This is a genomic window from Pseudomonas sp. B13(2017) (assembly GCF_002113245.1).
Classification (GTDB): domain Bacteria; phylum Pseudomonadota; class Gammaproteobacteria; order Pseudomonadales; family Pseudomonadaceae; genus Aquipseudomonas; species Aquipseudomonas putida_Z.
Map to the genome: position 1 here is coordinate 37,866 of NZ_NEJX01000002.1, position 25,058 is coordinate 62,923.

The window sequence follows — 25,058 nt, forward strand, 5'->3', positions numbered from 1 at the left end:
CGGCACGGTACGCAGCCAGAGGGTTAGATGTCCAGCAGCAGGCGAGACGGATCTTCCAGCAGGTTCTTGATGGTGACCAGGAAGGTTACCGCTTCCTTGCCGTCGATCAGGCGGTGATCGTACGACAGCGCCAGGTACATCATCGGGCGAATCACCACCTGGCCATTGATGGCCATCGGGCGCTGGATGATGTTGTGCATGCCGAGAATGGCGGCCTGCGGCGGGTTGACGATCGGGGTCGACATCATCGAACCGAAGGTACCACCGTTGGTGATGGTGAAGGTGCCGCCAGTCATCTCTTCGATGGCCAGCTTGCCGTCACGGGCCTTCTTGCCGAAGGTGGCGATGCCGTTCTCGATTTCCGCCAGGCTCATCGACTCGGCGTTACGCAGTACCGGTACCACCAGGCCACGGTCGCTGGACACGGCAACGCCGACGTCGGCGTAGCCGTGGTAGACTATGTCGTTGCCGTCGATCGAGGCGTTGACAGCCGGGAAGCGCTTCAGGGCTTCGGTGGCGGCCTTGACGAAGAACGACATGAAGCCCAGGCGTACGCCGTTGTGGGTCTTCTCGAACAGGTCCTTGTACTTCGAACGCAGGGCCATGACTTCGGTCATGTCGACTTCGTTGAAGGTGGTCAGCATGGCCATGCTCGACTGGGCTTCGACCAGACGCTCGGCGATCTTGGCGCGCAGGCGGGTCATCGGCACACGCTTCTCGGTGCGGTCGCCAGCGGCAACGACAACCGGGGCAGCAGCGGCAGCGGCGGCAGGCTTGGCAGCTGCAGCAGGCGCCGACTTCTTGTTGGCGACGGCAGCGACGACGTCTTCCTTGGTGATGCGACCACCTTTGCCGGTGCCGGCAACGGTAGCCAGGTCGATGCCGTTCTCTTCAGCCAGCTTGCGCGCGGCCGGGGCGGCAACCGGGTCTTCTTCGCCAGCGTCGGCAGCAGCGGCAGCCGGGGCAGCAGTGGCCGGGGCGGCAGCTGGTGCAGCGGCGGCAGCACCGCCTTCAACGATCGAACCCAGTACTTCGTCGGACAGGACGGTGTCGCCCTCGCCCTTGACGATGGCGCCCAGCACGCCGTCGGCGGTGGCCAGTACTTCCAGGACGACCTTGTCGGTCTCGATGTCGACGATCAGCTCGTCACGCTTGACGGCATCGCCCGGCTGCTTGTGCCAGGTGGCAACGGTGCCATCGGCAACCGATTCCGGGAAGGTTGGGGCTTTGATCTCGATAGCCATTATCTGTGTTTCCTTAAATTCGGTTTCAGGTGCGCGAAGGCATTAAACAGTGAAGGCGTCTTGCAGCAGTTTTTCCTGCTGTTCGGCGTGCTTCGATGCGTAACCACAGGCTGGCGCGGCGGAAGCGTCGCGGCCGGCGTATTCCAGGACCAGTGCCTTGTTGTGGCGGCCCAGGATACGGCGCATGTGGTGCTGGCTGCTGTACCAGGCGCCCTGGTTCATCGGCTCTTCCTGACACCAGACCGCATGCTTGAGGTTGGTGTAAGGCGCCAGGATTTCGACCAGGTCGTCCTCAGGGAACGGATACAGCTGCTCGATACGCACGATGGCGATGTCTTCGCGGCCTTCGGCACGGCGCTTTTCCAGCAGGTCGTAGTAAACCTTGCCGCCGCACAGGACCAGGCGTTCGACCTTGGCCGGATCGAGGCTGTCGATTTCCGGGATCACGGTCTGGAACGAGCCTTCTGCCAGGTCTTCCAGGGTAGAGATGGCCAGCTTGTGGCGCAGCAGCGACTTCGGCGTCAGCACGATCAGCGGCTTGCGCAGCGGACGGATGACCTGGCGACGCAGCAGGTGGTAGATCTGGGCCGGGGTGGTCGGTACGCAGACCTGGATGTTGTGCTCGGCGCACAGCTGCAGGTAACGCTCCAGGCGCGCGGAGGAGTGCTCCGGGCCCTGCCCTTCATAACCGTGTGGCAGCAGCATGGTCAGACCGCACAGACGGCCCCACTTGTGCTCGCCGCTGGTGATGAACTGGTCGATCACCACTTGCGCACCGTTGGCGAAGTCACCGAACTGGGCTTCCCAGATCACCAGCGCGTTCGGCGTGGTGGTCGAGTAGCCGTATTCGAAGGCCAGTACCGCTTCTTCCGACAGGAAGGAGTCGTACAGTTCGAACTGAGGCTGGCCCGGGAACAGGTTCTTCAGCGGTACGTAGGTGCTGGCGTCCTTCTGGTTGTGCAGCACCGCGTGACGGTGCGAGAAGGTGCCACGGCCGATGTCCTGACCGGTCATGCGGATCGGGTGACCTTCGAACTGCAGGGTGGCGTAGGCCATGGTCTCTGCATAACCCCAGTTGATCGGCAAGCCACCGGCCTGCATCTTCTGACGGTCTTCGTAGATCTTGGCGACCTGGCGCTGGACGACGAAACCTTCCGGGATCTCCAGCAGCTTGGCCGACAGTTCCTGCAGGGTCTTGAGGTCGAAGCGGGTGTCGTGACGCGCGGTCCAGGCATGGCCCAGATACGGACGCCAGTCGACGAACAGCTCGCGGTTCGGCTCCTTGACCAGGCTCTTCACCACGTGCAGGCCGTTGTCCAGCGCGTTGCGGTACTCGTCGATCTTGGCCTGGGCGCGCTCGGAATCGATGCGGCCGGCCTGGATCAGCGCCTCAGCGTACAGTTCACGCGTGGTGCGCTGCTTGCTGATCTGCTGGTACATCAAAGGCTGGGTGCCGTTCGGCTCGTCGGCCTCGTTGTGGCCGCGGCGGCGGTAGCAGACCAGGTCGATGACCACGTCACGCTTGAACTGCATGCGGTAGTCGATGGCCAGCTGGGTCACGAACAGCACGGCTTCCGGGTCGTCGCCGTTCACGTGCAGGATCGGCGCCTGGATCATCTTGGCAACGTCGGTGGCGTACTCGGTGGAGCGCGCGTCCAGCGGGTTGCTGATGGTGAAACCAACCTGGTTGTTGATCACGATGTGCACGGTACCGCCGGTCTTGAAACCGCGGGTCTGCGACATCTGGAAGGTTTCCATGACCACGCCCTGGCCGGCGAATGCTGCGTCGCCGTGGATCGAGATCGGCAGTACCTTGTCGCCAACGGTGTCGTTGCGGCGGTCCTGACGGGCGCGCACCGAACCCTCGACCACTGGCGAGACGATTTCCAGGTGGGACGGGTTGAACGCCATGGCCAGGTGCACTTCGCCACCCGGGGTCATCACGTTCGAGGAGAAGCCCTGGTGATACTTCACGTCACCGGAGCCCAGCTCGTTCATCTTCTTGCCTTCGAACTCGTCGAACAGCTCGCGCGGGTTCTTGCCGAAGGTGTTGACCAGAACGTTCAGGCGGCCACGGTGGGCCATGCCGATCACGACTTCCTTGGTGCCGTAGGAACCAGAACGCTGGATCATCTCGTCCAGCATCGGGATCAGGCTTTCGCCGCCCTCGAGGCCGAAACGCTTGGTGCCCGGGTACTTGGTGCCCAGGTATTTCTCAAGGCCTTCACCGGCGGTCACACGCTCGAGCAGGTGGGCCTGCACGTCAGCGGAAAACTCCGGACGGCCGCGCACGCTTTCCAGACGCTGCTGGAACCAGCTGCGCTGCTCGGAATCGACGATGTGGGTGAACTCGGCGCCAATGGTGCGACAATATGTCTTCTGGAGCGCCTCGAAGATCTCGCGTAGGCTCGCCTCCTCTTTGCCGATGAACAGGTCGCCGGCACGGAAGGTCGTATCAAGATCGGCATTGGTCAAGCCGTAGTGATTGATCGACAGGTCTACGGGCGCAGGACGCTGCCACAACCCCAACGGGTCGAGCTTGGCAGCCTGATGGCCGCGCATACGATAGGCCTGGATCAGTCGCAGAACTTCAACCTGCTTCTTCTCGTGTTCACTGCTCACGCTCCCGGCGGATACCGGTTGGGCGCGGCGCTGGTTCTTTGCCAGCAGTACGAAATGGTCGCGGATTGTCGAGTGCGATACATCGGTAGCGGTGCTGCCGTCGGCGGGCAACTTCTGGAAGTAGGTGCGCCACTCTTCTGGCACAGCGTTAGGGTCGTGCAGGTAGAGCTCATAAAGCTCTTCCACATATGCAGCGTTACCACCTGAAAGGTGGGCGCTTTCCCACATGCGCTGCATCACGCTTTCTTGCATGCTTGGTCACCCTCGGTTAGGGGACTGATCGGCGAGAGCCACAGCAAACCTGGAAAAGTCCGAATACAGCGACTGAACCACGCCACTTGGATCCTGCTGATTTTCCGGGTACCAGCCCGGAAAGCCCCTGCTGGTCTCATATCTTCATAGGTAATGAACGCGGGCTTTGTGAGCCCTTGTTCGGGTTTTACCTCAGTGCGGGCTCACCACCCGCACCTCGGCTTACTGCAGGTACAACACTTTGTATCAGGTGCCGCTTTGCAGCAGCATGTTACGTACGTGGCCGATTGCCTTGGTCGGGTTCAGACCTTTCGGGCAAACGTTGACGCAGTTCATGATCCCGCGGCAGCGGAATACGCTGAACGGGTCATCCAGGGACGCCAGGCGCTCCTGGGTCTTGGTGTCACGGCTGTCGGCCAGGAAGCGATAGGCTTGCAGCAGTGCGGCCGGGCCCAGGAACTTGTCCGGGTTCCACCAGAACGATGGGCAGGAAGTCGAGCAGCAAGCGCACAGGATGCACTCGTACAGGCCGTCCAGCTTGTCGCGGTCTTCCGGCGACTGCAGGCGCTCGATGGCCGGCGCAGGAGTGTCGTTCTGCAGGAACGGCTTCACCTTCTCGTACTGCTTGTAGAAGATGCTCATGTCGACGACCAGGTCACGAATGACCGGCAGGCCCGGCAGCGGGCGCAGAACCAGCTTGTTGCCCTTCACCACCGCCGACAGCGGGGTGATGCAGGCCAGGCCGTTCTTGCCGTTCATGTTCATGCCGTCGGAACCGCAAACGCCTTCACGGCAGGAGCGACGGTACGAGAAACCTTCGTCCTTTTCCTTGATCAGCGCCAATACATCGAGAACCATCAGGTCCTTGCCGCCGGTATCGACGTCGAACGACTCCATTTTGGGCGCCGAGTCGGTGTCCGGGTTGTAACGATAAACTTCGACTTTCAACATAGCAGCCACCCTTAGTAAGTCCGGACTTTTGGTTCGAAGGCTGGAACAGTCTTCGGCGCAAAGTTGACGCCGCGCTTGGCAACGCGCTTCTCACCCGGGTAGTACAGGGTGTGGCACAGCCAGTTTTCGTCGTCACGGTCTTCGAAGTCTTCACGGGCGTGGGCGCCGCGGGACTCTTTACGGGCTTCGGCCGCGATGGCGGTAGCTTCGGCGACTTCCAGCAGGTTCTGCAGCTCCAGCGCTTCGATACGCGCGGTGTTGAAGGCCTGGGACTTGTCGTTGATCTTGACGTTGGCAATACGGTCACGCAGGCCGGCCAGCTGCTCGATACCCTTCTGCATGTATTCACCGGTACGGAATACACCGAAGTAGTTCTGCATGCAGCTCTGCAGCTCGCGCTTGAGGCTGGCAACGTCTTCGCCAGCGGTACGCTCGTTGAGCTTGTTCAGGCGGTTAAGGGCAACATCGATATCGGTGTCGCTGGCGTCGCGGTATTCCACGCCGTCGGACAGCGATTTTTCCAGGTGCAGGCCAGCGGCACGGCCGAATACCACCAGGTCGAGCAGCGAGTTGCCGCCCAGGCGGTTGGCACCGTGGACCGATACGCACGCCACTTCACCCACTGCGAACAGACCCGGGATGATTTGGTCCTTGCCTTCGGCGTCCATGGTGATGGCCTGGCCATGAATATTGGTGGCAACGCCGCCCATCATGTAGTGGCAGGTCGGTACGACCGGGACAGGCGCGACGACTGGGTCGACGTGGGCGAAGGTCTTGGACAGCTCGCAGATACCTGGCAGGCGGCTGTGCAGCACTTCCTCGCCAAGGTGGTCCAGCTTCAGCAGCACGTGGTCCTTGTTCGGGCCCACGCCGTTGCCGGCGATGATTTCCTTGACCATGGAACGGGCAACCACGTCGCGGCCGGCCAGGTCTTTCGCGTTCGGCGCGTAACGCTCCATGAAGCGCTCGCCGTGGGCGTTGATCAGGTAGCCACCTTCACCGCGGCAACCTTCGGTAACCAGTACACCGGCGCCGGCGATGCCGGTCGGGTGGAACTGCCACATCTCGATGTCCTGCACCGGCACGCCTGCACGCAGCGCCATGCCGATACCGTCACCGGTGTTGATCAGGGCGTTGGTGGTGGAGGCGTAGATACGACCGGCACCGCCAGTGGCCAGAACGGTGGCCTTGGACTTGATGTACATGGTTTCGCCGGTTTCGATGCAGATTGCGATCACACCGACGAACGCGCCGTCCTGGTTCTTCACCAGGTCAACAGCGTAGTACTCGTTGAGGAAGGTAGTGCCTGCCTTCAGGTTGCCCTGGTACAGGGTGTGCAGCAGCGCGTGACCGGTACGGTCGGAAGCAGCACAGGTACGGGCGGCCTGGCCACCCTTGCCGAAGTCCTTGGACTGGCCACCGAACGGACGCTGGTAGATACGACCGGTTTCGGTACGCGAGAACGGCAGGCCCATGTGGTCCAGCTCGAAGACCGCAGCCGGGCCTTCCTGACACATGTATTCGATAGCGTCCTGGTCACCGATGTAGTCGGAGCCTTTGACGGTATCGTACATGTGCCAGCGCCAGTCGTCGTTCGGGTCGGCCGAAGCGATGGCGCAGGTGATGCCGCCCTGGGCGGATACAGTGTGCGAACGGGTCGGGAAGACCTTGGTGACCACGGCAGTCTTGTGGCCGCCTTGAGCCAGCTGCAGCGCTGCGCGCATGCCGGCGCCGCCGCCACCGATGATGATGGCGTCGAAGGAAATGGTTGGAATGCTAGCCATGGATCAGATACCCCAGAGAATCTGCACACCCCAGACGAAGTAAGCGAACATCGCAACGCCGCATACCGCCTGGAACAGGAAACGAATCGCAGTTGCCGACTTGCCGAACGACATTGGCGTCAGGTAGTCGGTCGCAATGGTCCACATGCCGACCCAGGCGTGAGCGCCCAGGGCAACGAGGGCCAGCAGACTGAAGATCCGCATCGCGTTGTTGGAGAACAGACCATGCCACTGGGTGTAGTCGATGCCTGGGTGGGCGACCACGTAGCCGATCAGGAAGAGGAAGTAAGCCGCGAGAACGACCGCAGAAACGCGCTGCGCCATCCAGTCATAGAGGCCCGAACGCGACAGGTTCGTGACATTGGTTACCATACCCAAACTCCCACCAGAACGATCAGCACCACGGAGATGACGATCACGATTTTCGAGCCCAGCTTGCCGCCTTCCAGCGTCTCACCGATGCCCATGTCCATGATCAGGTGACGTACACCTGCCACGAGGTGATAAAGCAGGGCGGATAGCAGGCCCCAGGTCACGAATTTGGCCAGCGGGCTGGTCAGACACGCCTTCACCTCACCAAAGCCTTCCTCGGAACCCAGCGACTTGCCCAGTGCATAAAGCATGATGGCAAGGCCAAGGAACAGGATGACGCCGGAGATACGATGCAGGATGGACGTGTACGCAGTGACGGGGAGCTTGATGGTCCTTAGGTCTAGGTTTACAGGTCGTTGGCTTTTCACGGCTTTTTTCACACTGAAGAGCCCCTAGCGAATCAGGGCAAAGTTGTTGGTAAGTGTACTGGTCAGGTACCCACCACCCAGGGAACGGCGACCCCAGCAGTTCGGGCTTGCAAGCCCCTGGCGGTCGGGTTGCGAGTATAGACAGTTAGGCTGCTTATGACAACGTGACGGGGTAGCCCAAATAGCGCATTGCCTTTAACGCACAAAAGGCGTAAATGGGCGAGAATTTCGCGAAAAATCAGGCCTCAATGCCTGTTTCAACAAGCCTTTAGGCAAATTGACATCTGAATTTATCCCTCTATAGTGGTGCGGGCCCTGCGTGGGGGGTCTGTCTGATGATTTCAAGCATTAATAGGAGGCCACATGGCTGACAAAAAAGCGCAGTTGGTCATCGAGGGCGCTGCCCCCGTCGAGCTGCCCATTTTAACCGGCACCGTTGGTCCTGATGTAATCGACGTCCGCGGGTTGGGGGCCACTGGTCACTTCACCTTCGACCCTGGTTTCATGGCGACTGCCTCGTGCGAGTCGAAGATCACCTACATTGACGGCGACAAAGGTATCCTGCTGCACCGCGGCTACCCGATCGAGCAGCTCGCCGAAAAGTCCGACTACCTCGAAACCTGCTACCTGCTGCTCAACGGCGAACTGCCGAATGCCGAGCAGAAGGCCCAGTTCGTCAGCACCGTGAAGAACCACACCATGGTTCACGAGCAGCTGAAGTCCTTCTTCAACGGCTTCCGCCGCGACGCCCACCCGATGGCGGTGATGTGCGGCGTGGTCGGCGCCCTGTCGGCGTTCTATCACGATTCCCTGGACATCAATAACCCGCAACACCGCGAAATTTCCGCGGTGCGCCTGGTCGCCAAGATGCCGACCCTGGCCGCGATGGTTTACAAGTACTCCATGGGCCAGCCGATGATGTATCCGCGCAACGACCTGTCGTACGCGGAAAACTTCCTGCACATGATGTTCAACACCCCGTGCGAGATCAAACCGATCAGCCCGGTGCTGGCCAAGGCGATGGACCGGATCTTCATCCTCCACGCCGACCACGAGCAGAACGCCTCCACTTCTACCGTTCGTCTGGCCGGTTCGTCGGGTGCCAACCCGTTCGCCTGTATCGCCGCCGGTATCGCCGCACTCTGGGGCCCGGCCCACGGCGGTGCGAACGAAGCGGTACTGACCATGCTCGATGAAATCGGCGATGTCTCGAACATCGACAAGTTCATCGCCAAGGCCAAGGACAAGAACGACCCGTTCAAGCTCATGGGCTTCGGTCACCGCGTGTACAAGAACCGCGACCCGCGCGCCACCGTGATGAAGCAGACCTGCGACGAAGTCCTGCGCGAGCTGGGCATCAAGAACGACCCGCAGCTGGAACTGGCCATGCGCCTGGAAGAGATCGCCCTGACCGATCCGTACTTCATCGAGCGCTCGCTGTACCCGAACGTCGACTTCTACTCGGGGATCATCCTCAAGGCGATCGGCATTCCGACCAGCATGTTCACCGTGATCTTCGCCCTGGCCCGTACCGTGGGCTGGATCTCGCACTGGAAAGAAATGCTCTCCAGCCCGTACAAGATCGGCCGCCCGCGCCAGCTGTACACCGGCGAGCAGAAGCGCGACATCGTTGCGCTGCAGGACCGCAAGTAAGCTTCCATAGCCGAACGCAAAAAGGCTGCCCTCGGGCAGCCTTTTTTATTCATCCTGTGCTGGCCTCTTCGCGGGCTTGCCCGCTCCCACAGGAACTCCACAGGCCTCGAAGACCATGACGCACCTGTGGGAGCGGGCAAGCCCGCGAAGAGGCCGGGACAGGCTACCCAAAAGCCTCAGTTTTTCTCAGCCCGCTCCCGCAACCCTTTCAGGGTATTGAACGGCGCATCCACCACGAACTTGTTGGCTACCATCGCCGGCACGCTACCACCCGGCTCGGTGTGCACCTGATAGGTCACTTCCGTGCTGTCACCCTTGGGCACCAGCTTCCAGAAGCCTTCGACCTTCGCCACCCGCACAAAGCCCTTCTCTTCCGGGATGTAGGTCGGCTCTTCCTTCAGGTTGCGCACCAGGCTGCCATCAGCCCCCTTGACCGTGGTCACATGCAATACCGAGTCACGCGGCGTCACCGGCCACGGCGTATTGAACTGGGTGTAGGTCCAGCTCTGGTCACCTTCGTGCTTGAGCAGCTTCTGCGACTTGCATTCGTGAATCCACGCACAAGCCCCGACCACGTCCTCCTGCAACGCCTGCACCTTGGCCAGCGGCGCCTTGATCACGGTGACGCCTTGATAGGCCTTGTACTTGGAACCAGCCACTTCACTGAGGGAGACCTTGATCCCCTCCTCGTCCTTGGCCACCTGCCAGTTCTCGGCCCAGGCCGCGGGCGACAGCAGAACACCCATGCCACACAGCAGAGCAATACGCTTGAACGATCTCATCATGTTTATCCTTGTTGTCGAAGATCCAGCCTGTCACGCCGCCGTCATCTGCTCCCACCAGCCAAGAATCCTGATGGCCTCGTCACGGTCACTGCCGCACACCTCCACATCCGCCTTGAAACCGCCACACACTGCCGGCCGCTCGGGCTTGCCGAACAGGTCGCAGAGGTTGTCGACGGTCAGGTGCAGGCAGCGCTCGCCAGCCGGCTTGCCATTGGGCATGCGCGGCATCGCAGAGGTGATGGACGGGGCGATACAGCAGGCACCACAGCCCTCACGGCAATTCATGGCTATTCACCAAAATCAGGACTCCCTGGAACAAAACGGGACGAACGTCCCTGGATAGTAACCGCTCAAACAGGCGTTTGAAATTGCTGGCATGATGAAATCTGCCGTGACCCGGCAGTCAGTTCACCTGCTACTGGCGGTACTCGAAATCGATGGCCGCCCCTTCCACGTCGCGACGGCTGTCATTGCGCAGCTGCAGCTGCATTTCGTTGCTGATCAACCGGCCATTGAGCTGGAACGGGCTATCGCTGGTCTCCGGCTTTTCAGTGAACATGGGTGGCAGCAAAGGTTTGCGTCGCTGTATCGGCGAAGGGCTGCCCACATTCGGCTCAAGGCCATCGACCATATCGGCCGGCAGGCTGAGGTCCAGCTTCGCCTTGGGTAGCGGCTTGGCAACCTCCTTGCTCACCTGCTTGCGCGCCGGCCTGGCCTTGCTGTTACCGGCTTTTTTTGCAGGCTGCTTGTGCGCTGGCCTGGCTGCGGCCTTCTGCACCGGCTTGGCTTTCTGCAGCGGCGCCGCCTGCGCCTGGCCTGCCGGCTGCGCAGCCTGGGCAACACCAGCCAGGCTGCCGAGCGGTACAAGGCACAAGATCAGGGCAAAACGGCGCAAAGCATTCATGGCAAATAGACAGACTGGCAGGAAAAGTGCGTATGCTCCCTGTTCCACGGGCGCGTGGCAAGCCTACAAAAGTGCCGCTGCTGGCTCCCGGCACAATTGCTGAGCCAGCAAACCGAGCGTGATCACCGCGCGCTCGGCTTCCTTGTTCCAGGGTATACCGCAATTAAGCCGGATACAGTGGTTGAACTGCTCGGTGTTACTGAAGATCAACCCCGGCGCAATACTGATGCCCTGCTCCAGCGCGCGCACATGCAGCTCCTGGGTATTGACCCGCCCCGGCAGGCTCACCCACAGGATGAAACCGCCCGTCGGCCGGGTCATCTGGGTACCCTCGGGGAAGTGCTGCTGCACCGCCAGCTGGTAGGCACTGAGGTTCTTGCGGTACTCCTGGCGGATGTAACGCAGGTGCCGGTCGTAGCCGCCATTTTCCAGGTAGGCCGCCACACCCATCTGCGTCACGCTGCAGGCCGAGTGGGTGGTGAAGGTTTGCAGGCGCTGGATCTCGTCCTGATAGCGCCCGGCGATCATCCAGCCAACGCGAACGCCGGGGGACAGGGTCTTGGAAAAACTCGAGCAATAGATCACCCGGTCCAGCCGGTCGAATGCCTTGAGCGCCTTGGTCTTGCCCTGCTCGAACATCAGCTCGCCATAGATGTCATCCTCGACGATCTGGATATCGAAGTCCGACGCCAGGCGCAGCAACTGCTTCTGCCGCTCTTCCGGGACAGTGCCACCCAGCGGGTTGCTGAGGCGCGCAGTCAGAACCAGGGCCTTGATCGACCACTGGTTGGCCGCCAGCTGCAGCGCTTCGAGGCTGATACCGGTGGACGGGTCGCTGGGGATCTCGATCACCTTCAGGCCTAGCAGGTCGGCCAGTTGCAGCAGCCCGTAATAGGTGGGCGATTCGGCGGCGATCAGGTCGCCGGGACGGGTCAGCACGCGCAGCGACATCTGAAGCGCATCGACACAGCCATGGGTCACGATCACTTCACGCGGGTCGACCAGCACACCGGCATCACGCATGCGAATGGCGATCTGCCGGCGCAGCGGCTCGAAACCGGGGCTGAACATGTAGCTGAAGGCACGCGGGCTGTGGAAGCGTGTGACCTTGGCAATCTGCTGGTGCAAGGCACGGACCGGCAGGTAGTCGACGTGCGGCACCGCGGCGCCGAACGGGAACACGCCATCACGGCGAGCCTCGGTCAGTACCTGCTGGATGATACTGGCGCGGGTGACCAGGCCGGGGCGCTCGACCCGGGCGATGTCCGGGGTCTGCGCGGTCAGGGCCGGGGTCTGGTGCACGTAGTAGCCGGACTGCGGCCGCGCACGGATCAGCCCCTGGTCCTCGAGATTGGCATAGGCCTGCAGCACCGTGGCATGGCTGACATTGAGCTGGGCGCTCATCTTGCGCACGGAGGGTACCCGCTCGCCTGGCTGGTAGACACCACGACGGATGTCATCGGCCAGTTGCTGGGCGATACGCTGGTACAACAGCAGGTTGGTCATGGCTGGCTCTCGACGCGAGGACGGGCTCGTTGTTCTTGTGTCTGACGGTAGAGGATACCGTAACAGTTGCAAAGTGTACTGGGACAGATCGCAGGATAGTCAACAATACAGTTGCGTGACAGCCATGGAAACGATCAAGCCCGGGTAGCCCGACGAAAAGCGGGGCTGCTTCGCAGCCCATCGCCGGCAAGCCAGCTCCCACCTTGACGCATTGACCTCAAGCCCTGTGCATCACCTGTGGGAGCTGGCTTGCCTGCGATGGGCCGCAAAGCGGCCCCTTTCACATGATTCAGCGTGCTGGCGCCAGCTTGCCCTTGTCATCGGAGAACACGATCTCCACCCGACGGTTCTGCGCCCTGCCCCGCTCCGAGGCATTGGCCTCGATCGGGTACTGGTCGCCATAGCCCTCGACCTGCAGGCGCTTCTCGTCGATGCCCAGGTCTACCAGCATGTCGGCCACGGCCTGCGCCCGATCACGCGACAGCTTCAGGTTGTCCTCCGCCGGGCCGGTGCTGTCGGTATAGCCCTCGATCCGCACCACCCGGCGCGGGTTGAGCTGGAGGAACTGCACCAGCTTGAGCACGGTACGGCTGGCCGAGTTCTTCAGATCGGCCCGGCCGGTGTCGAACAGCACGTCCCCCAGGGTCATCACCAGACCACGGTCGGCCTGCTCCGAGGCCAGCGCGGCGATCTGCGACTCGACCCACTTGCCCTGCTGCTGAACACTGGCCAGCTTGGCCTCGCGCAGGGCCAGCTGCAGGCGCTGGCGCTCCAGGTCGAGCTTGGCCTGGCGCTCCTGGTTCAGCGCCAGCTTGGCATGCTCGCTGGCAATTTCGCTGTAGCGCTGGCTCAGGTAGGCGTAATGGCGCACGTCGGCACCGGTGCCGATGTAGCTGGACAGGCGCTCGGCACGGGCCAGTGATTCGCCTGCGCGAATCACGTCACGCGGCGCGCTGCGCAACACATTGGAATCATCCTTGACCTTCTGGAAAGCTGCAGTGGCATCATCCAGCGCTGCGCTGCTGCGCTGGCTGGCGCAACCTTGCAAACCTGCCGCCAACGCCAGCACTGCCAGCGCGGCCAATGGCACACGACGGATCATGGCTGCACCTCCAACTGCTTGCGCAGGCGCTGAACCCGCGACTGCAGCAGTTGCAGCTGCTCTTCGCTCTTCTGGTTCAGTACCTGGGCCTCGGCCAGGCGCGCATCCAGTTCGGCCTGCTCGGCACGCATGCGCGCATCGCGGTAGTCTTCGGTGAGCATGTTGGTCTTGGCCCGGGCCAGCTTGTCTTCAGCCAGCTTGAGCGCATCGACCTGCTCGGTGGCACCGACGGCCCTGGCCTGCTCCAGTGCCTGTTCGGAAATGCGCATCTGCTCGTTAGGGGCCGGATCGTTGGCGCAGCCAGCCAGGCCGAGCACGGCCAGGGCAAGGATTAGTGGTTGGGTTCTCACGCAATCTTCCTAGTGTTTGGGGGCGTCCGACGGCACCTGCAGCTGCGCTTTCCAGCGCTCGACATTACGTTGCAGCACGGCCTCGGATGCTCCGGAGATCGGCAATTCTGTCAGTTTTTTCGCCAATTGCCCACGCAACCAGCTGTCATTGCAGGCCGAATTGTGCGACAGGGCCAGGTACAGGCCCGGCCGATCCACCGGCAGGCCGCGGGCGATCAGGTCATTGCTCATGCCCAGGCTCTGGGCCATGGCCATGCCCGAATAGCGGCCAGCGAGCACGTAATCCACCTGGCCGAGCACCAGCTTCTGGAACGCCTGGGTCAGGTTCTGTGCCGGCACCAGCTTCAGCTGGGCCTTGGCGAAAGCAGTAAAGGCCGGGGTCAGCCGCGCACGCTCGGACAAACTGCCCTGGTACTGGGCCAGGTCCGCCGGGCCCTCGAAGGCCAGTGTGGCGTCGTGGCGCGTCCACACCAGGTATTCGTTGAGCTGCAGGGGCGGATGGATGTAGTCCAGCGCGGTCAGTTGCTCCACCTGCATGGGGGTGTCGAGCAGCAGGTCCATGCGCCCGCTACGTACTTCTTCCAGCGCCTGGTCACGACGACCGGCGCTCAGCACCTCCACCTTCACGCCCAGCTCGCCAGCCACCTGGCGCAGCAGGTCGACGTTGGCGCCGATCAGGTGTTTCGGGTCGTTCGGGTCCTGCCATGAATAGGGCGGCGCATCAGGGCTGCCGGTTGCCACCAGGCGTTCGCACTTGCCTGCCGCCATGGCCAGCGGCGAAACCAGCACCGCCATGCATGCCAGCACCCTGCCTGCTTTACGCAGCACCATTGCTCACTCCTTGTATTGCTTTGCCCGGCCCAATCGCCGGCAAGCCAGCTCCCACAGGTACAGCAACGCCCTTGAGAACTGCGCTGTACCTGTAGGAGCTGGCTTGCCGGCGATTGGGCCGGAACTGACCACAAAAAAAACCCGGCCCCCTGTACGAGGGCCGGGTTCTTTATAAGTGAAGCAAGCGGATCAGACCAGCTTTTCCAGCTCCGGAACCGCTTCGAACAGGTCAGCGACCAGGCCGTAGTCGGCTACCTGGAAGATCGGCGCTTCTTCGTCCTTGTTGATCGCCACGATCACCTTGGAGTCCTTCATGCCGGCCAGGTGCTGGATCGCGCCGGAGATACCGACGGCGATGTACAGCTGTGGCGCAACGATCTTGCCGGTCTGGCCGACCTGCATGTCGTTCGGCACGAAGCCGGCGTCGACCGCGGCGCGCGAAGCACCGACGGCAGCGCCGAGCTTGTCGGCCAGGCTGTACAGGTGCTTGAAGTTGTCACCGTTGCCCATGCCACGGCCGCCGGAAACGACGATCTTGGCAGCGGTCAGCTCTGGGCGGTCGGACTTGGCCAGCTCTTCACCAACGAAGGCCGAGATGCCGGCGTTGTGCGCAGCGCCAACGGCTTCGATGGCAGCCGAACCACCTTCGGCGGCCACGGCGTCGAAGCCGGTGGTACGCACGGTGATGACCTTGATGGCAGCGCTCGATTGCACGGTGGCAATGGCGTTACCGGCATAGATCGGGCGCTTGAAGGTGTCGGCGGACTCGACCGAGATGATCTCGGAGATCTGGTCCACGTCCAGCAGCGCGGCAACGCGCGGCAGGATGTTCTTGCCGTTGGTGGTGGCCGGGGCCAGCACGTGGCTGTAACCCTTGGCCAGCTCGACGATCAGCGGCGCGACGTTTTCTGGCAGGGCGTGGGCGTAGGCGGCGTTATCGGCGACCAGCACCTTGGCCACGCCAGCGATCTTGGCTGCGGACTCGGCAACGCCGCCCACGTTCTGGCCAGCGACCAGCACATGCACATCACCACCGATCTTGGCGGCAGCGGCAACAGTGTTCAGGGTGGCCGGGGCTACGGCACCGTTCTCGTATTCAGCGACAACCAGGATAGTCATTTAGATTACCTTCGCTTCGTTCTTCAGCTTCTCGACCAGTTCGGCCACCGATTTGACCTTGATGCCAGCGCTGCGGGCAGCCGGGGCTTCAACCTTCAGGGTCTTGTTGGTGGAGGCGAGGGAAACACCCAGCGCGTCTGGAGTAACGGTCTCCAGCGGCTTCTTCTTGGCCTTCATGATGTTCGGCAGCGACGCGTAGCGTGGCTCGTTCAGGCGCAGGTCGGTGGTGACGATGGCCGGCAGGTTCAGTGCAACGGTCTGCAGGCCGCCGTCGATTTCACGGGTGACGTTCAGCTTGTCGCCAGCCACTTCCACCTTGGAGGCGAAGGTGCCTTGGGCGAAGCCGGTCAGCGCAGCCAGCATCTGGCCGGTCTGGTTGTTGTCGCTGTCGATGGCCTGCTTGCCGAGGATGACCAGCTGAGGCTGCTCTTTGTCGACAACGGCTTTCAGCGCCTTGGCCACAGCCAGGGAATTCAGTTCGTCAGCGGCTTCGACCAGGATGGCACGGTCGGCACCCAGGGCCAGGGCAGTACGCAGTTGCTCCTGGGCAGTAGTCGGGCCGACGGAAACGACGACGATCTCGGACGCGACGCCCTTTTCCTTCAGGCGTACGGCTTCTTCCACGGCGATTTCGCAGAAGGGGTTCATGGACATCTTGACGTTAGCAAGGTCGACGCCGGAGTTGTCCGCCTTGACGCGAACCTTGACGTTGTAGTCGACCACTCGTTTGACAGCTACAAGAACCTTCATGGATTCCTCGTTACTCTCCGGTGAATAGATAGTCGCCAGGGGCAGAGCCCTGCGATGCGCGTGGGTACAAGGGCACCTCTAAAAACGTACCGGGAGGCGGTAACTTCACAGTGACCGAACAGTCTTGTCCGGACTCTTGCGACAAATACTCACGGGTCATTTTCTGTCGTGGCGTGTAAACTCCACTACAAACCGGCCCAAGGCCGCAAAACCCTGCTCCACACCTGGTCTTTAGAGGTGTACCTGCGCCCGGCTGCAAGCCTACGGCGAACGTAAAACCGCTCGTATCTTGACCGTAACACCCAATCCGGTCAATACGGCAAATCGGTCACCCTCCAGCCGCGTTCCTGTGATTTTACTGGCCTGCGGCAAATTCAAACAAACGTTTGTATTGGACCCGCCAAGTGGTGTAGATATAATGCGCGGCCAAGACAAAACGGTGTAGTCCGTCATTTGCCCAGCTACAGTTCCGCCGTTGCGTAGAACCGCTGCGAATGCCCCGCGCACCCATAAGACAAAGCAACAGCACGAGCCTTGATGAGTAGGAGAGAACCAGTGGAACGCGAATACATGGAATTCGACGTGGTCATCGTCGGCGCCGGCCCGGCGGGCCTGTCCGCCGCCTGCCGCCTGAAGCAGAAGGCCGCCGAAGCCGGTAGCGAAATCAGCGTCTGCGTGGTGGAAAAAGGCTCTGAAGTCGGCGCCCACATCCTCTCCGGCGCGGTGTTCGAACCCCGTGCCCTGAACGAGCTGTTCCCAGACTGGAAAGAGCTCGGCGCGCCGCTGAACACCGAAGTGAAGCGTGACGACATCTACGTGCTCAAGGATGCCGGCAGTTCGACCAAGGTGCCTGACCTGTTCGTGCCCAAGACCATGCACAACCAGGGCAACTACATCATCTCGCTGGGCAACCTGTGCCGCTGGCTGGCCCAGCAGGCCGAGAACCTGGGCGTGGAAGTCTACCCGGGCTTCGCCGCCCAGGAAGCGCTGTTCGATGAAAACGGCGTGGTGCGCGGCATTGTCACCGGCGACATGGGCGTCGACCGCGAAGGCAACCCGAAAGACGGCATGTACACCCCTGGCATGGAGCTGCGTGGCAAGTACACCCTGTTCGCCGAAGGCTGCCGTGGCCACATCGGCAAGCAGCTGATCAAGCGCTTCAACCTGGATAGCGAATCCGATGTGCAGCACTACGGCATCGGCCTGAAGGAAATCTGGGAAATCGACCCGGCCAAGCACGAGCAGGGCCTGGTGGTGCACACCGCCGGCTGGCCGCTGGACGTGATGGCCAAGGACAACACCGGTGGTTCGTTCCTCTATCACCTGGAAAACAACCAGGTGGTGGTCGGCCTGATCGTCGACCTGTCCTACGCCAACCCGTACCTGTCGCCGTTCGACGAGTTCCAGCGCCTCAAGCACCACCCGGTGATGGCGCAATATCTCGAAGGCGGCAAGCGCATCAGCTACGGTGCCCGTGCCATCTGCAAGGGCGGCTTCAACTCGCTGCCGAAGATGGTCTTCAACGGCGGCGCGCTGATCGGCTGCGACCTGGGCACCCTGAACTTCGCCAAGATCAAGGGCAGCCACACCGCGATGAAGTCCGGCATGCTGGCCGCCGAAGCGGTGGCTGACGCACTGATCGCCGGCAGCGAAGGCGGTGACCAGCTCAACGGCTACGTCAGCGCCTTCAAGGCCAGCTGGCTGTACGAGGAGCTGTTCGCCAGCCGCAACTTCGGCCCGGCCATGCACAAGTTCGGCCCGCTGCTGGGCGCGGCGTTCAACTATGTGGACCAGAACTGGTTCGGCGGCAAGCTGCCGTTCACCCTGCACGACACCAAGCCGGACTACGCCTGCCTGAAGCTGGCGGCCGAGTCGCAGAAGATCGACTACCCGAAACCGGACGGCAAGCTCAGCTTCGACAAGCTCAGTTCGGTATTCCTCTCCAGCACCAACCACGAAGAGGAACAACCCTGCCACCTGAAGCTGACCGACCCGAACGTGCCGATCGCCAGCAACCTGCCGCTGTACGACGAGCCGGCCCAGCGCTACTGCCCGGCGGGCGTGTACGAAGTGGTCACTCAGGAGGATGGCAACAAGCGCTTCCAGATCAACGCGCAGAACTGCGTGCACTGCAAGACCTGCGACATCAAGGACCCGGCCCAGAACATCACCTGGGTCACCCCTGAAGGCGCTGGCGGGCCGAACTACCCGAACATGTAAGGCCCCTGCCCTGCACTAACGAAAAGCCCCCGGTTCTCACGAGCCGGGGGCTTTTTGTTTTACCTGTTCTGGCCTCATCGCCGGCAAGCCAGCTCCCACCTCGACCGCATCGACCTCGAGCCATGCGCTATCCCTGTGGGAGCAGCTGTCTTGCTCAAATTCTAAAAGTTGGCGCGATCCCCTGTGGGAGCTGGCTTGCCGGCGATGAGGCCAGAACAGACAACAGAAAACTATTTTTCACCAAACATTACCGGCATCGGCTCCGCGGCAAACGCCAATGGCTCCCGACGCCCGAAATACAAGGCCGTCAGCAAACCCACCGTGCCCATGACCAGACAAAAGCCGACACACACCCACGGGCTCCACGGCATCAGCGCAATCAGCGCCAGCGGTGTGGTGCTGGCCCAAAGCGCGTAGGCCACGTTATAGGTAAAGGAGATGCCCGACACGCGGATCTCGGCCGGGAACAACCCGACCATCACTGACGGCACCACGCCCACCACGCCGCAGGACAGGCCCGCCAGCGCATAGGCCAGCCAGGTCATGCCCCACTGCCCCACCAGGCTGGCATACAACGCGCCGATGCCCACCGGCAGCAACAGGCTGTAGAACATCAGTGCGCGCCAGGCGCCTGCACGGTCGACCAGCAGCCCGGCCAGCACGCAGCCGATGTTGAGGAAGACGATGCCCACGCTGCTAAGGGCAAAGGTGTGCCCGGCACTCATGCCGAAGCGCTGCTGCATCACTGTCGGGGTAATCACCACCAGCACCACCACGGCGGAAGTCAGCACGCAGGTCAGCAGCGCCGCCGGGATCAACGCCCGGCGGTGTTCGCCCAGCACCCGCCGCAGCGGGAAGCTCACCGGCTGCTCCTGGCGCGCGCGCAGGGCAAGAAACACCGGTGTTTCGCTGAGCCAACGACGCAGCCACACGCCGATCACGCCGAATACCCCGCCGAGCAGGAACGGGTAGCGCCAGGCGTAGTCGAGGATTTCCTGCGGGGTGAACACTTGCGCCAGCAAGGTCGCGGTCAGTGCCCCCAGCAGATAGCCAAAGGTCAGGCCGGCCTGCAGGAAGCCCAGGGCATAACCGCGCCGCCCGGCTGGCGCGTGCTCGGCGACGAAAGTCCAGGCGCTCGGCACCTCGCCGCCCACCGCCGCGCCCTGCAGGATACGCAGTGCCAGCAGGATCAGCGGCGCGGCATAGCCGATGTCGGCGTAGGTCGGCATCACACCGATCAACAGGCACGGCAGGGCCATCATCAGGATACTCAGGCTGAAGACCCGCTTGCGTCCCAGGTGGTCGGCGAAGTGCGCCATCAGGATGCCGCCCAGCGGCCGCGCCAGGTAGCCGGTGACGAAGATTCCGAAGCTTTGCAGCAGGCGCAGCCATTCGGGCATCTCGGGCGGGAAGAACAGCTGGCTGAGGGTCAGCGCAAAGAATACGAAGATGATGAAGTCGTAGATTTCCAGCGCGCCGCCCAACGCCGCCAGGCCCAGGGTCCGGTGGTCGCCGCGGCTGAACCGGGGCGGGCGAGCGGTATCGATGGCAGTCATGGCAGGGTCCGCAAATCGGCAAAGGGCAAGAGGATAGCAAATAGCTGCCCCCTTGCCCTGCCCGCTGCTGCTTTAGCGGTTGAACATGGTGTTGACGAAATTGGCCTTCGGCCGTGGCCTTACCGTGGCAGCCGGCATGGCGCCCGGCAGCGGCAGCTTGCCGACCAACAGCGGCGTATCGATGATCGCCATGAACGCCTCCAGTGCCTCGTTGTCCGGCACCTGGGGCAGGCTCAGGCTGACGGCCTGGCGCTCGGTCTGCGGCACCAAGGGCACTTGCAACTGGGTAGAGTGATAAAGAAGGGCGTGCTGGATCTGCGTGCTGACGCGACAGAAGCGCGCCAGGTCGACCCCGACATGGCTGGCCAGCTCGATATTGCCCAACAGCAGGTGGAAAGGCTGCAAGGCACTCAGCACCAGGCGCTGCAACTCCTCGAAACTGTCCACTGGCGCTATCCGGTAGTAGCCCAGGCCGTTGAGCAGCCGCTCCAGTTGCAGGCGCTGGCAGGGGTGTGCGTCGGCGATGAGGATGCGCAGGGTCTTGTTGGCCATGGCGGGACCTGGGCAGTTGGGTAATGGGTAGGCTCCATGACCATACTGCGCCAGTAACGGCTGCCGCCAAGGCTACGCCTGGCAGGGGTCTTCTTTGATAGAAGTCGGGAAAACCGTGGAAATCAAGTGATCGACTGACGGAATTTTCATCTGCATTCAACCCGGCGATCAGGATTCCCACTCGCGCATGCGCACCCGGCAGTGCTTCATGGCATTGACGATGTGCTTCTCCACCAGGCTGCGGGAAATACCCAGGTGCTCGGCAATCTGCTGGTGTGACAGGCCTTCGAGCTTGCGCAGCAGGAAGCAGTCGCGGCAGACCTTGCTCAGCTCATCCAGCGCGCGCTGCATCAGCGCCAGGCGCTGGTCGAGCTGCATGTCGTGGGTCGGCGCCGGGGTATGCCAGCGCTCGTCGCTGTCCAGCACCTCCAGCGGCTCGGCCTGGCGTACCTGATGCCGCCGGTGGCGGTCGACCACCAGGTTGAGCGCGGTGCGGTAAAGGAAGGCACGCGGGTGCTCGATGCGCTCGGCGTCGGTGCGTTCCAGCACCCGCAGGTAGGCATCGTGCGCCACGTCTTCGGCGGCCTGACGATTGCCCAGGCGCGCGGAAAGGAAGCCCACCAGTTCGCGATAGTAATGTTCCACGACGTTACCTGAGATCGTCCTGCCAGCCTATGCCAGAAAGCCCTTTCAGGCAGCAACGCGGGACCGAGTGATGTCAGCGTGCGATCTTACAAATTATAATTATTCTCAGCAACAAGGTGCATGGAGCAATACCGCCACCACCCCAAGTGTATGCGCCGTCTGTGGGAGCGGCCTTGTGTCGCGAAAGGGCCGCAAAGCGGCCCCGGCAATCTGCAGTGATGCGAAGATCCTGGGGGCGCTTCGCACCCCTTTCGCGACACAAGGCCGCTCCTACACAGACCGCGCCAAACTCACTGCGCTAAATCCCCTTCTGCCGCTTTCGTCTATCTGGCACCCCCTCGGCTGGATGTCTGCATGAGACCTTTAACCAACACCCGTCGCCGGCTCCTGCTCAGCGGCCTGGGCCTGCTCAGCCTGGGCTGCCTGCTGGCCTGGAAGGCCCTGCCCTACGGCGCACAGCCGCTCAGCACGGTTGCCGTGACCCGCGCCGACATCGAAAGCAGCGTCACCGCACTGGGCACCCTGCAACCAAGGCGCTATGTGGACGTCGGTGCCCAGGCGTCGGGGCAGATCCACACCCTGCATGTGGAGGTCGGCGACACGGTACGCAAAGGCCAGCTGCTGGTCGAGATCGACCCTTCGACCCAGCAGGCCCGGCTGGATGCCGGCCGCTACTCGATCGACAACCTCAAGGCCCAGCTGGCAGAACAACGCGCGCAGTTCCAACTGGCCCGGCAGCAGCTCAAACGCCAACGGGACCTGGCCGCCGCCGGTGCCACCCGCGACGAGGACGTGCAAACGGCCGCCGCACAGCTGAAGGTCACCCAGGCGCGCATCGACATGTTCCAGGCGCAGATCCGCCAGGCCCAGGCCAGCCTGCGCAGCGACGAGGCCGAGCTGGGCTACACGCGCATCTATGCGCCGATGGACGGCACGGTAGTGGCGGTAGATGCGCGTGAGGGGCAAACCCTCAATGCCCAACAGCAAACCCCGTTGATCCTGCGCATCGCCAAGCTCTCGCCGATGACCGTGTGGGCCCAGGTGTCGGAGGCCGACATCGGCAAGGTCACCCCGGGCATGACCGCCTACTTCACCACCCTGGCCGGCGGCAAGCGCCGCTGGACCAGCACCGTGCGGCAAGTGCTACCGATCCCGCCCAAGCCTCTGGAGCAGGCCAGCCAGGGTGGCGGCAGCCCGGCCAGCGTCAGCAATGGCAGTGCCGGCAGCCAGGTGGTGCAGTACAGCGTGCTGCTGGATGTCGACAACCCGGACGGCGCGCTGATGGCCGAGATGACCACGCAGGTGTTCTTTGTCGCAGGCAAAGCCAGCCAGGTGCTGACCGTACCACTGGCCGCGCTGGACGACGGCGATGGCCTGCGCCTGGCGCATGTGCTGACCCGCGACGGCAAGGTGGAACAGCGCCAGGTACGCACCGGCCTCAGCGACCGCCTGCGCGTGCAGGTGCTGGACGGCCTCAACGAAGGCGAACGCCTGGTGATCGGCGCCCCTGGCGTCAGCGGAGGTTGAATGAGCACACCCCTGATCGAGCTGGTCGACATCCGTAAATCCTACGGCGGCGTCGAAACGCCCAAGGTCGATATCCTCCATGGCATCAGCCTGCGCATCCATCCCGGCGAGTTCGTCGCCATCGTCGGCGCCTCCGGCTCCGGCAAGTCGACCTTGATGAATATCCTCGGCTGCCTCGACCGCCCCACTTCCGGCAGCTACCGCTTCGCCGGCAAGGATGTGGCCGAACTGGGCAGCGACGAACTGGCCTGGCTGCGCCGCGAGGCGTTCGGCTTCGTGTTCCAGGGCTACCACCTGATCCCCTCGGGCTCGGCCCAGGAAAACGTCGAAATGCCGGCCATCTATGCCGGCCTCGCCGCCAGCGAACGCCACGCCCGTGCCAGCGCCCTGCTCGGCCGCCTGGGCCTGGCCAGCCGCACCGGCAACCGCCCGCACCAGTTGTCCGGCGGCCAGCAACAACGGGTGTCGATTGCCCGGGCGTTGATGAATGGCGGCCATATCATCCTCGCCGACGAACCCACCGGCGCCCTCGACAGCCACAGCGGCACCGAAGTGATGGCGTTGCTCGACGAGCTGGCCAGCCAGGGCCACGTGATCATCCTGATCACCCACGACCGCAACGTCGCGGCGCGGGCGCAGCGCGTGATCGAAATTCGCGACGGCCTGATCATCAGCGATTCGGCCGCCGAAAAGCCCACGGTCGACAACGGCCGCGGGCTGCAGGCCGACCAGCTGCGCCAGCGCCTGGACCGTGGCGCGACCTTGCACGGGGCGTGGAAAGGCGAATTGCTCGAAGCCCTGCAGGCGGCCTGGCGGGTGATGTGGGTCAACCGCTTCCGCACCGCCCTGACCCTGCTGGGCATCGTCATCGGCGTGGCCTCGGTGGTGGTGATGCTGGCAGTGGGCGAAGGCAGCAAGCGCCAGGTCATGGCGCAGATGGCAGCCTTCGGCTCGAACATCCTCTACCTGAACGGCAAGCCGGCGAGCCTGGGCGAGCAGGCCGGCACCATCACCCTCGACGATGTCGCTGCCATCGGCCAACTGCCGCAGGTCAAGCACGTGATGCCGGTGATCGGCGAAAAGATGATGGTGCGCCACGGCAACAACAGCCAGCGGTTCTATGTGGGTGGCAACAACACCGGGTTCCCCGAGATTTTCAACTGGCCGGCGGTGCAAGGCAGCTTCTACACCGATGCCGATGAAGCCAACGCTGCCGCGGTGGCGGTGATCGGCCAGAAAGTGCGGGAAAAGATGCTCGACCCTGGGCGCGACCCTCTGGGGCAGTACCTGCTGATCGGCAATGTGCCGTTCCAGGTGGTCGGAATCCTGGCCGGCAAGGGCGCCAGCTCTGGCGACCAGGACAGCGACGGGCGCATCGTGGTGCCCTACTCCGCCGCAGCCATCCGCCTGTTCGGCCAGCGCGACCCGGACTACATCGCCGTTGCCGCCCTGGACTCCACGCGGGTCAACGAGGCCGAAGCGGCCATCGACAAGCTGCTGCGCCAGCGCCACAACGGCCGCCAGGACTTCGAGCTGACCAATGACGCGGCGCTGATCCAGGCCGAGGCGCGCACGCAGAACAGCCTGTCGCTGATGCTGGGGGCGATCGCCGCGATCTCGCTGCTGGTGGGCGGCATCGGCGTGATGAACATCATGTTGATGACGGTGCGCGAGCGCACCCGTGAAATCGGCATCCGCATGGCCACTGGTGCGCGCCAGCGCGACATCCTGCGGCAATTCCTCAGCGAGGCAGTGATGCTGTCGATGGTCGGCGGCCTGGCTGGCATCGTCCTGGCCCTGGCCATCGGTGGCGGCCTGATGCTGGCCGAAGTGGCGGTGGCCTTTGCCCTGCCCGCCATGCTCGGCGCCTTCGCCTGCGCCGTCGTCACCGGCATCGTGTTCGGCTTCATGCCAGCGCGCAAGGCCGCCCGCCTCGACCCGGTCAAAGCCCTTACCAGCGAATAA

The 25,058-nt window shown here is 62.9% G+C and carries 22 protein-coding genes; 4 read left to right on the forward strand and 18 right to left on the reverse strand.

What is annotated here, in order from left to right; translation table 11 throughout:
- Nucleotides 1-23: 23 nt before the first annotated feature.
- The 6 genes from odhB to sdhC form a co-directional block, all read right to left on the reverse strand.
- Complete coding sequence (odhB, locus tag CAG44_RS03395; protein ID WP_085691589.1) at nucleotides 24-1,244, reverse strand: 2-oxoglutarate dehydrogenase complex dihydrolipoyllysine-residue succinyltransferase; 1,221 nt, start codon at nucleotides 1,242-1,244, stop codon at nucleotides 24-26.
- Nucleotides 1,245-1,286: 42 nt separating this feature from the next.
- On the reverse strand, nucleotides 1,287-4,118 hold the full coding sequence (locus CAG44_RS03400) for a 2-oxoglutarate dehydrogenase E1 component (RefSeq protein WP_025339970.1): 2,832 nt from the start codon (nucleotides 4,116-4,118) through the stop codon (nucleotides 1,287-1,289).
- Between the two features lie 246 nt (nucleotides 4,119-4,364).
- Nucleotides 4,365-5,069 (reverse strand): succinate dehydrogenase iron-sulfur subunit, encoded by a 705-nt coding sequence (locus tag CAG44_RS03405; protein ID WP_016711649.1) that lies wholly within the window; start codon nucleotides 5,067-5,069, stop codon nucleotides 4,365-4,367.
- A gap of 11 nt (nucleotides 5,070-5,080) precedes the next feature.
- Entirely contained in the window at nucleotides 5,081-6,853 is a 1,773-nt protein-coding gene (gene sdhA, locus CAG44_RS03410) for a succinate dehydrogenase flavoprotein subunit (RefSeq protein ID WP_025339971.1), read from the reverse strand.
- A gap of 3 nt (nucleotides 6,854-6,856) precedes the next feature.
- Nucleotides 6,857-7,225, reverse strand: a complete 369-nt coding sequence (gene sdhD, locus CAG44_RS03415; RefSeq protein ID WP_003254214.1) for a succinate dehydrogenase, hydrophobic membrane anchor protein — start codon at nucleotides 7,223-7,225, stop codon at nucleotides 6,857-6,859.
- A complete protein-coding gene (gene sdhC, locus CAG44_RS03420) occupies nucleotides 7,219-7,605 on the reverse strand; it encodes a succinate dehydrogenase, cytochrome b556 subunit (protein WP_012315350.1) in 387 nt (128 codons plus the stop codon). The genes sdhD and sdhC overlap by 7 nt, the downstream gene beginning before the upstream one ends.
- Nucleotides 7,606-7,956: 351 nt before the next feature.
- Here sdhC and gltA point away from each other — a divergent pair, with 351 nt between their 5' ends.
- Entirely contained in the window at nucleotides 7,957-9,246 is a 1,290-nt protein-coding gene (gltA, locus tag CAG44_RS03425; RefSeq protein WP_013973445.1) for a citrate synthase, read from the forward strand.
- 176 nt (nucleotides 9,247-9,422) lie between these two features.
- Here the strand turns inward: gltA and CAG44_RS03430 are convergent, their stop codons facing one another.
- The 9 genes from CAG44_RS03430 to CAG44_RS03470 all read right to left on the reverse strand — a co-directional run bounded on the left by CAG44_RS03430 (nucleotide 9,423) and on the right by CAG44_RS03470 (nucleotide 16,593).
- Nucleotides 9,423-10,028: an START domain-containing protein gene (locus CAG44_RS03430; protein WP_085691590.1), complete on the reverse strand. Its 606-nt coding sequence runs from the start codon at nucleotides 10,026-10,028 to the stop codon at nucleotides 9,423-9,425.
- Between the two features lie 33 nt (nucleotides 10,029-10,061).
- On the reverse strand, nucleotides 10,062-10,316 hold the full coding sequence (locus tag CAG44_RS03435) for a YkgJ family cysteine cluster protein (RefSeq protein WP_025339973.1): 255 nt from the start codon (nucleotides 10,314-10,316) through the stop codon (nucleotides 10,062-10,064).
- 130 nt (nucleotides 10,317-10,446) lie between these two features.
- Nucleotides 10,447-10,935, reverse strand: coding sequence for a hypothetical protein (locus CAG44_RS03440; RefSeq protein ID WP_085691591.1), 489 nt, complete (start codon nucleotides 10,933-10,935; stop codon nucleotides 10,447-10,449).
- Between the two features lie 63 nt (nucleotides 10,936-10,998).
- Nucleotides 10,999-12,441, reverse strand: a complete 1,443-nt coding sequence (locus CAG44_RS03445) for a PLP-dependent aminotransferase family protein (RefSeq protein WP_025339975.1) — start codon at nucleotides 12,439-12,441, stop codon at nucleotides 10,999-11,001.
- A 289-nt stretch (nucleotides 12,442-12,730) separates the two neighbouring features.
- The gene (locus CAG44_RS03450; RefSeq protein WP_085614447.1) at nucleotides 12,731-13,543 is read right to left on the reverse strand and encodes an OmpA family protein; all 813 of its coding nucleotides are present in this window, start codon (nucleotides 13,541-13,543) and stop codon (nucleotides 12,731-12,733) included.
- A complete protein-coding gene (locus tag CAG44_RS03455) occupies nucleotides 13,540-13,893 on the reverse strand; it encodes a DUF4398 domain-containing protein (RefSeq protein ID WP_013973451.1) in 354 nt (117 codons plus the stop codon). Before CAG44_RS03455 ends, CAG44_RS03450 begins: the two co-directional genes overlap by 4 nt.
- Nucleotides 13,894-13,902: 9 nt before the next feature.
- Nucleotides 13,903-14,724: an ABC transporter substrate-binding protein gene (locus CAG44_RS03460; protein ID WP_075045848.1), complete on the reverse strand. Its 822-nt coding sequence runs from the start codon at nucleotides 14,722-14,724 to the stop codon at nucleotides 13,903-13,905.
- A gap of 189 nt (nucleotides 14,725-14,913) precedes the next feature.
- Nucleotides 14,914-15,843 carry an electron transfer flavoprotein subunit alpha/FixB family protein gene (locus tag CAG44_RS03465; protein WP_085691592.1) on the reverse strand — a complete coding sequence of 310 codons (930 nt, stop codon included), beginning with the start codon at nucleotides 15,841-15,843 and terminating at the stop codon, nucleotides 14,914-14,916.
- Nucleotides 15,844-16,593: an electron transfer flavoprotein subunit beta/FixA family protein gene (locus CAG44_RS03470; RefSeq protein WP_025339979.1), complete on the reverse strand. Its 750-nt coding sequence runs from the start codon at nucleotides 16,591-16,593 to the stop codon at nucleotides 15,844-15,846.
- Nucleotides 16,594-17,130: 537 nt separating this feature from the next.
- On the opposite strand from CAG44_RS03470, the gene CAG44_RS03475 reads away from it, so the two are divergent.
- Nucleotides 17,131-18,813 carry an electron transfer flavoprotein-ubiquinone oxidoreductase gene (locus CAG44_RS03475; RefSeq protein WP_085691593.1) on the forward strand — a complete coding sequence of 561 codons (1,683 nt, stop codon included), beginning with the start codon at nucleotides 17,131-17,133 and terminating at the stop codon, nucleotides 18,811-18,813.
- A gap of 230 nt (nucleotides 18,814-19,043) precedes the next feature.
- On the opposite strand, the gene CAG44_RS03480 is transcribed toward CAG44_RS03475, so the two are convergent.
- From CAG44_RS03480 to CAG44_RS03490, 3 genes are all read right to left on the reverse strand, one after another.
- On the reverse strand, nucleotides 19,044-20,369 hold the full coding sequence (locus tag CAG44_RS03480) for an MFS transporter (RefSeq protein WP_085691594.1): 1,326 nt from the start codon (nucleotides 20,367-20,369) through the stop codon (nucleotides 19,044-19,046).
- A gap of 72 nt (nucleotides 20,370-20,441) precedes the next feature.
- Complete coding sequence (locus CAG44_RS03485; RefSeq protein ID WP_075045851.1) at nucleotides 20,442-20,921, reverse strand: histidine kinase; 480 nt, start codon at nucleotides 20,919-20,921, stop codon at nucleotides 20,442-20,444.
- A 168-nt stretch (nucleotides 20,922-21,089) separates the two neighbouring features.
- Nucleotides 21,090-21,566, reverse strand: a complete 477-nt coding sequence (locus tag CAG44_RS03490) for a sigma-70 family RNA polymerase sigma factor (RefSeq protein ID WP_025339983.1) — start codon at nucleotides 21,564-21,566, stop codon at nucleotides 21,090-21,092.
- Between the two features lie 354 nt (nucleotides 21,567-21,920).
- On the opposite strand from CAG44_RS03490, the gene CAG44_RS03495 reads away from it, so the two are divergent.
- Nucleotides 21,921-23,093 (forward strand): efflux RND transporter periplasmic adaptor subunit, encoded by a 1,173-nt coding sequence (locus CAG44_RS03495; protein WP_085691595.1) that lies wholly within the window; start codon nucleotides 21,921-21,923, stop codon nucleotides 23,091-23,093.
- A complete protein-coding gene (locus tag CAG44_RS03500; RefSeq protein ID WP_025339985.1) occupies nucleotides 23,094-25,058 on the forward strand; it encodes a MacB family efflux pump subunit in 1,965 nt (654 codons plus the stop codon).

Coding starts and splice junctions, on each gene's coding strand:
- sdhA (WP_025339971.1), bottom strand. CDS start 6,853: ATGGCTAGCATTCCAACCATTTCCTTCGACGCCATCATCATCGGTGGC.
- CAG44_RS03495 (WP_085691595.1), top strand. CDS start 21,921: ATGAGACCTTTAACCAACACCCGTCGCCGGCTCCTGCTCAGCGGCCTG.
- CAG44_RS03405 (WP_016711649.1), bottom strand. CDS start 5,069: ATGTTGAAAGTCGAAGTTTATCGTTACAACCCGGACACCGACTCGGCG.
- CAG44_RS03485 (WP_075045851.1), bottom strand. CDS start 20,921: ATGGCCAACAAGACCCTGCGCATCCTCATCGCCGACGCACACCCCTGC.
- CAG44_RS03475 (WP_085691593.1), top strand. CDS start 17,131: ATGAGTAGGAGAGAACCAGTGGAACGCGAATACATGGAATTCGACGTG.
- CAG44_RS03465 (WP_085691592.1), bottom strand. CDS start 15,843: ATGACTATCCTGGTTGTCGCTGAATACGAGAACGGTGCCGTAGCCCCG.
- CAG44_RS03430 (WP_085691590.1), bottom strand. CDS start 10,028: ATGAGATCGTTCAAGCGTATTGCTCTGCTGTGTGGCATGGGTGTTCTG.
- CAG44_RS03435 (WP_025339973.1), bottom strand. CDS start 10,316: ATGAATTGCCGTGAGGGCTGTGGTGCCTGCTGTATCGCCCCGTCCATC.
- CAG44_RS03460 (WP_075045848.1), bottom strand. CDS start 14,724: ATGGTGCTGCGTAAAGCAGGCAGGGTGCTGGCATGCATGGCGGTGCTG.
- CAG44_RS03470 (WP_025339979.1), bottom strand. CDS start 16,593: ATGAAGGTTCTTGTAGCTGTCAAACGAGTGGTCGACTACAACGTCAAG.
- gltA (WP_013973445.1), top strand. CDS start 7,957: ATGGCTGACAAAAAAGCGCAGTTGGTCATCGAGGGCGCTGCCCCCGTC.
- CAG44_RS03440 (WP_085691591.1), bottom strand. CDS start 10,935: ATGAATGCTTTGCGCCGTTTTGCCCTGATCTTGTGCCTTGTACCGCTC.
- CAG44_RS03445 (WP_025339975.1), bottom strand. CDS start 12,441: ATGACCAACCTGCTGTTGTACCAGCGTATCGCCCAGCAACTGGCCGAT.
- odhB (WP_085691589.1), bottom strand. CDS start 1,244: ATGGCTATCGAGATCAAAGCCCCAACCTTCCCGGAATCGGTTGCCGAT.
- CAG44_RS03450 (WP_085614447.1), bottom strand. CDS start 13,543: ATGATCCGTCGTGTGCCATTGGCCGCGCTGGCAGTGCTGGCGTTGGCG.
- CAG44_RS03480 (WP_085691594.1), bottom strand. CDS start 20,369: ATGACTGCCATCGATACCGCTCGCCCGCCCCGGTTCAGCCGCGGCGAC.
- CAG44_RS03400 (WP_025339970.1), bottom strand. CDS start 4,118: ATGCAAGAAAGCGTGATGCAGCGCATGTGGGAAAGCGCCCACCTTTCA.
- sdhD (WP_003254214.1), bottom strand. CDS start 7,225: ATGGTAACCAATGTCACGAACCTGTCGCGTTCGGGCCTCTATGACTGG.
- CAG44_RS03500 (WP_025339985.1), top strand. CDS start 23,094: ATGAGCACACCCCTGATCGAGCTGGTCGACATCCGTAAATCCTACGGC.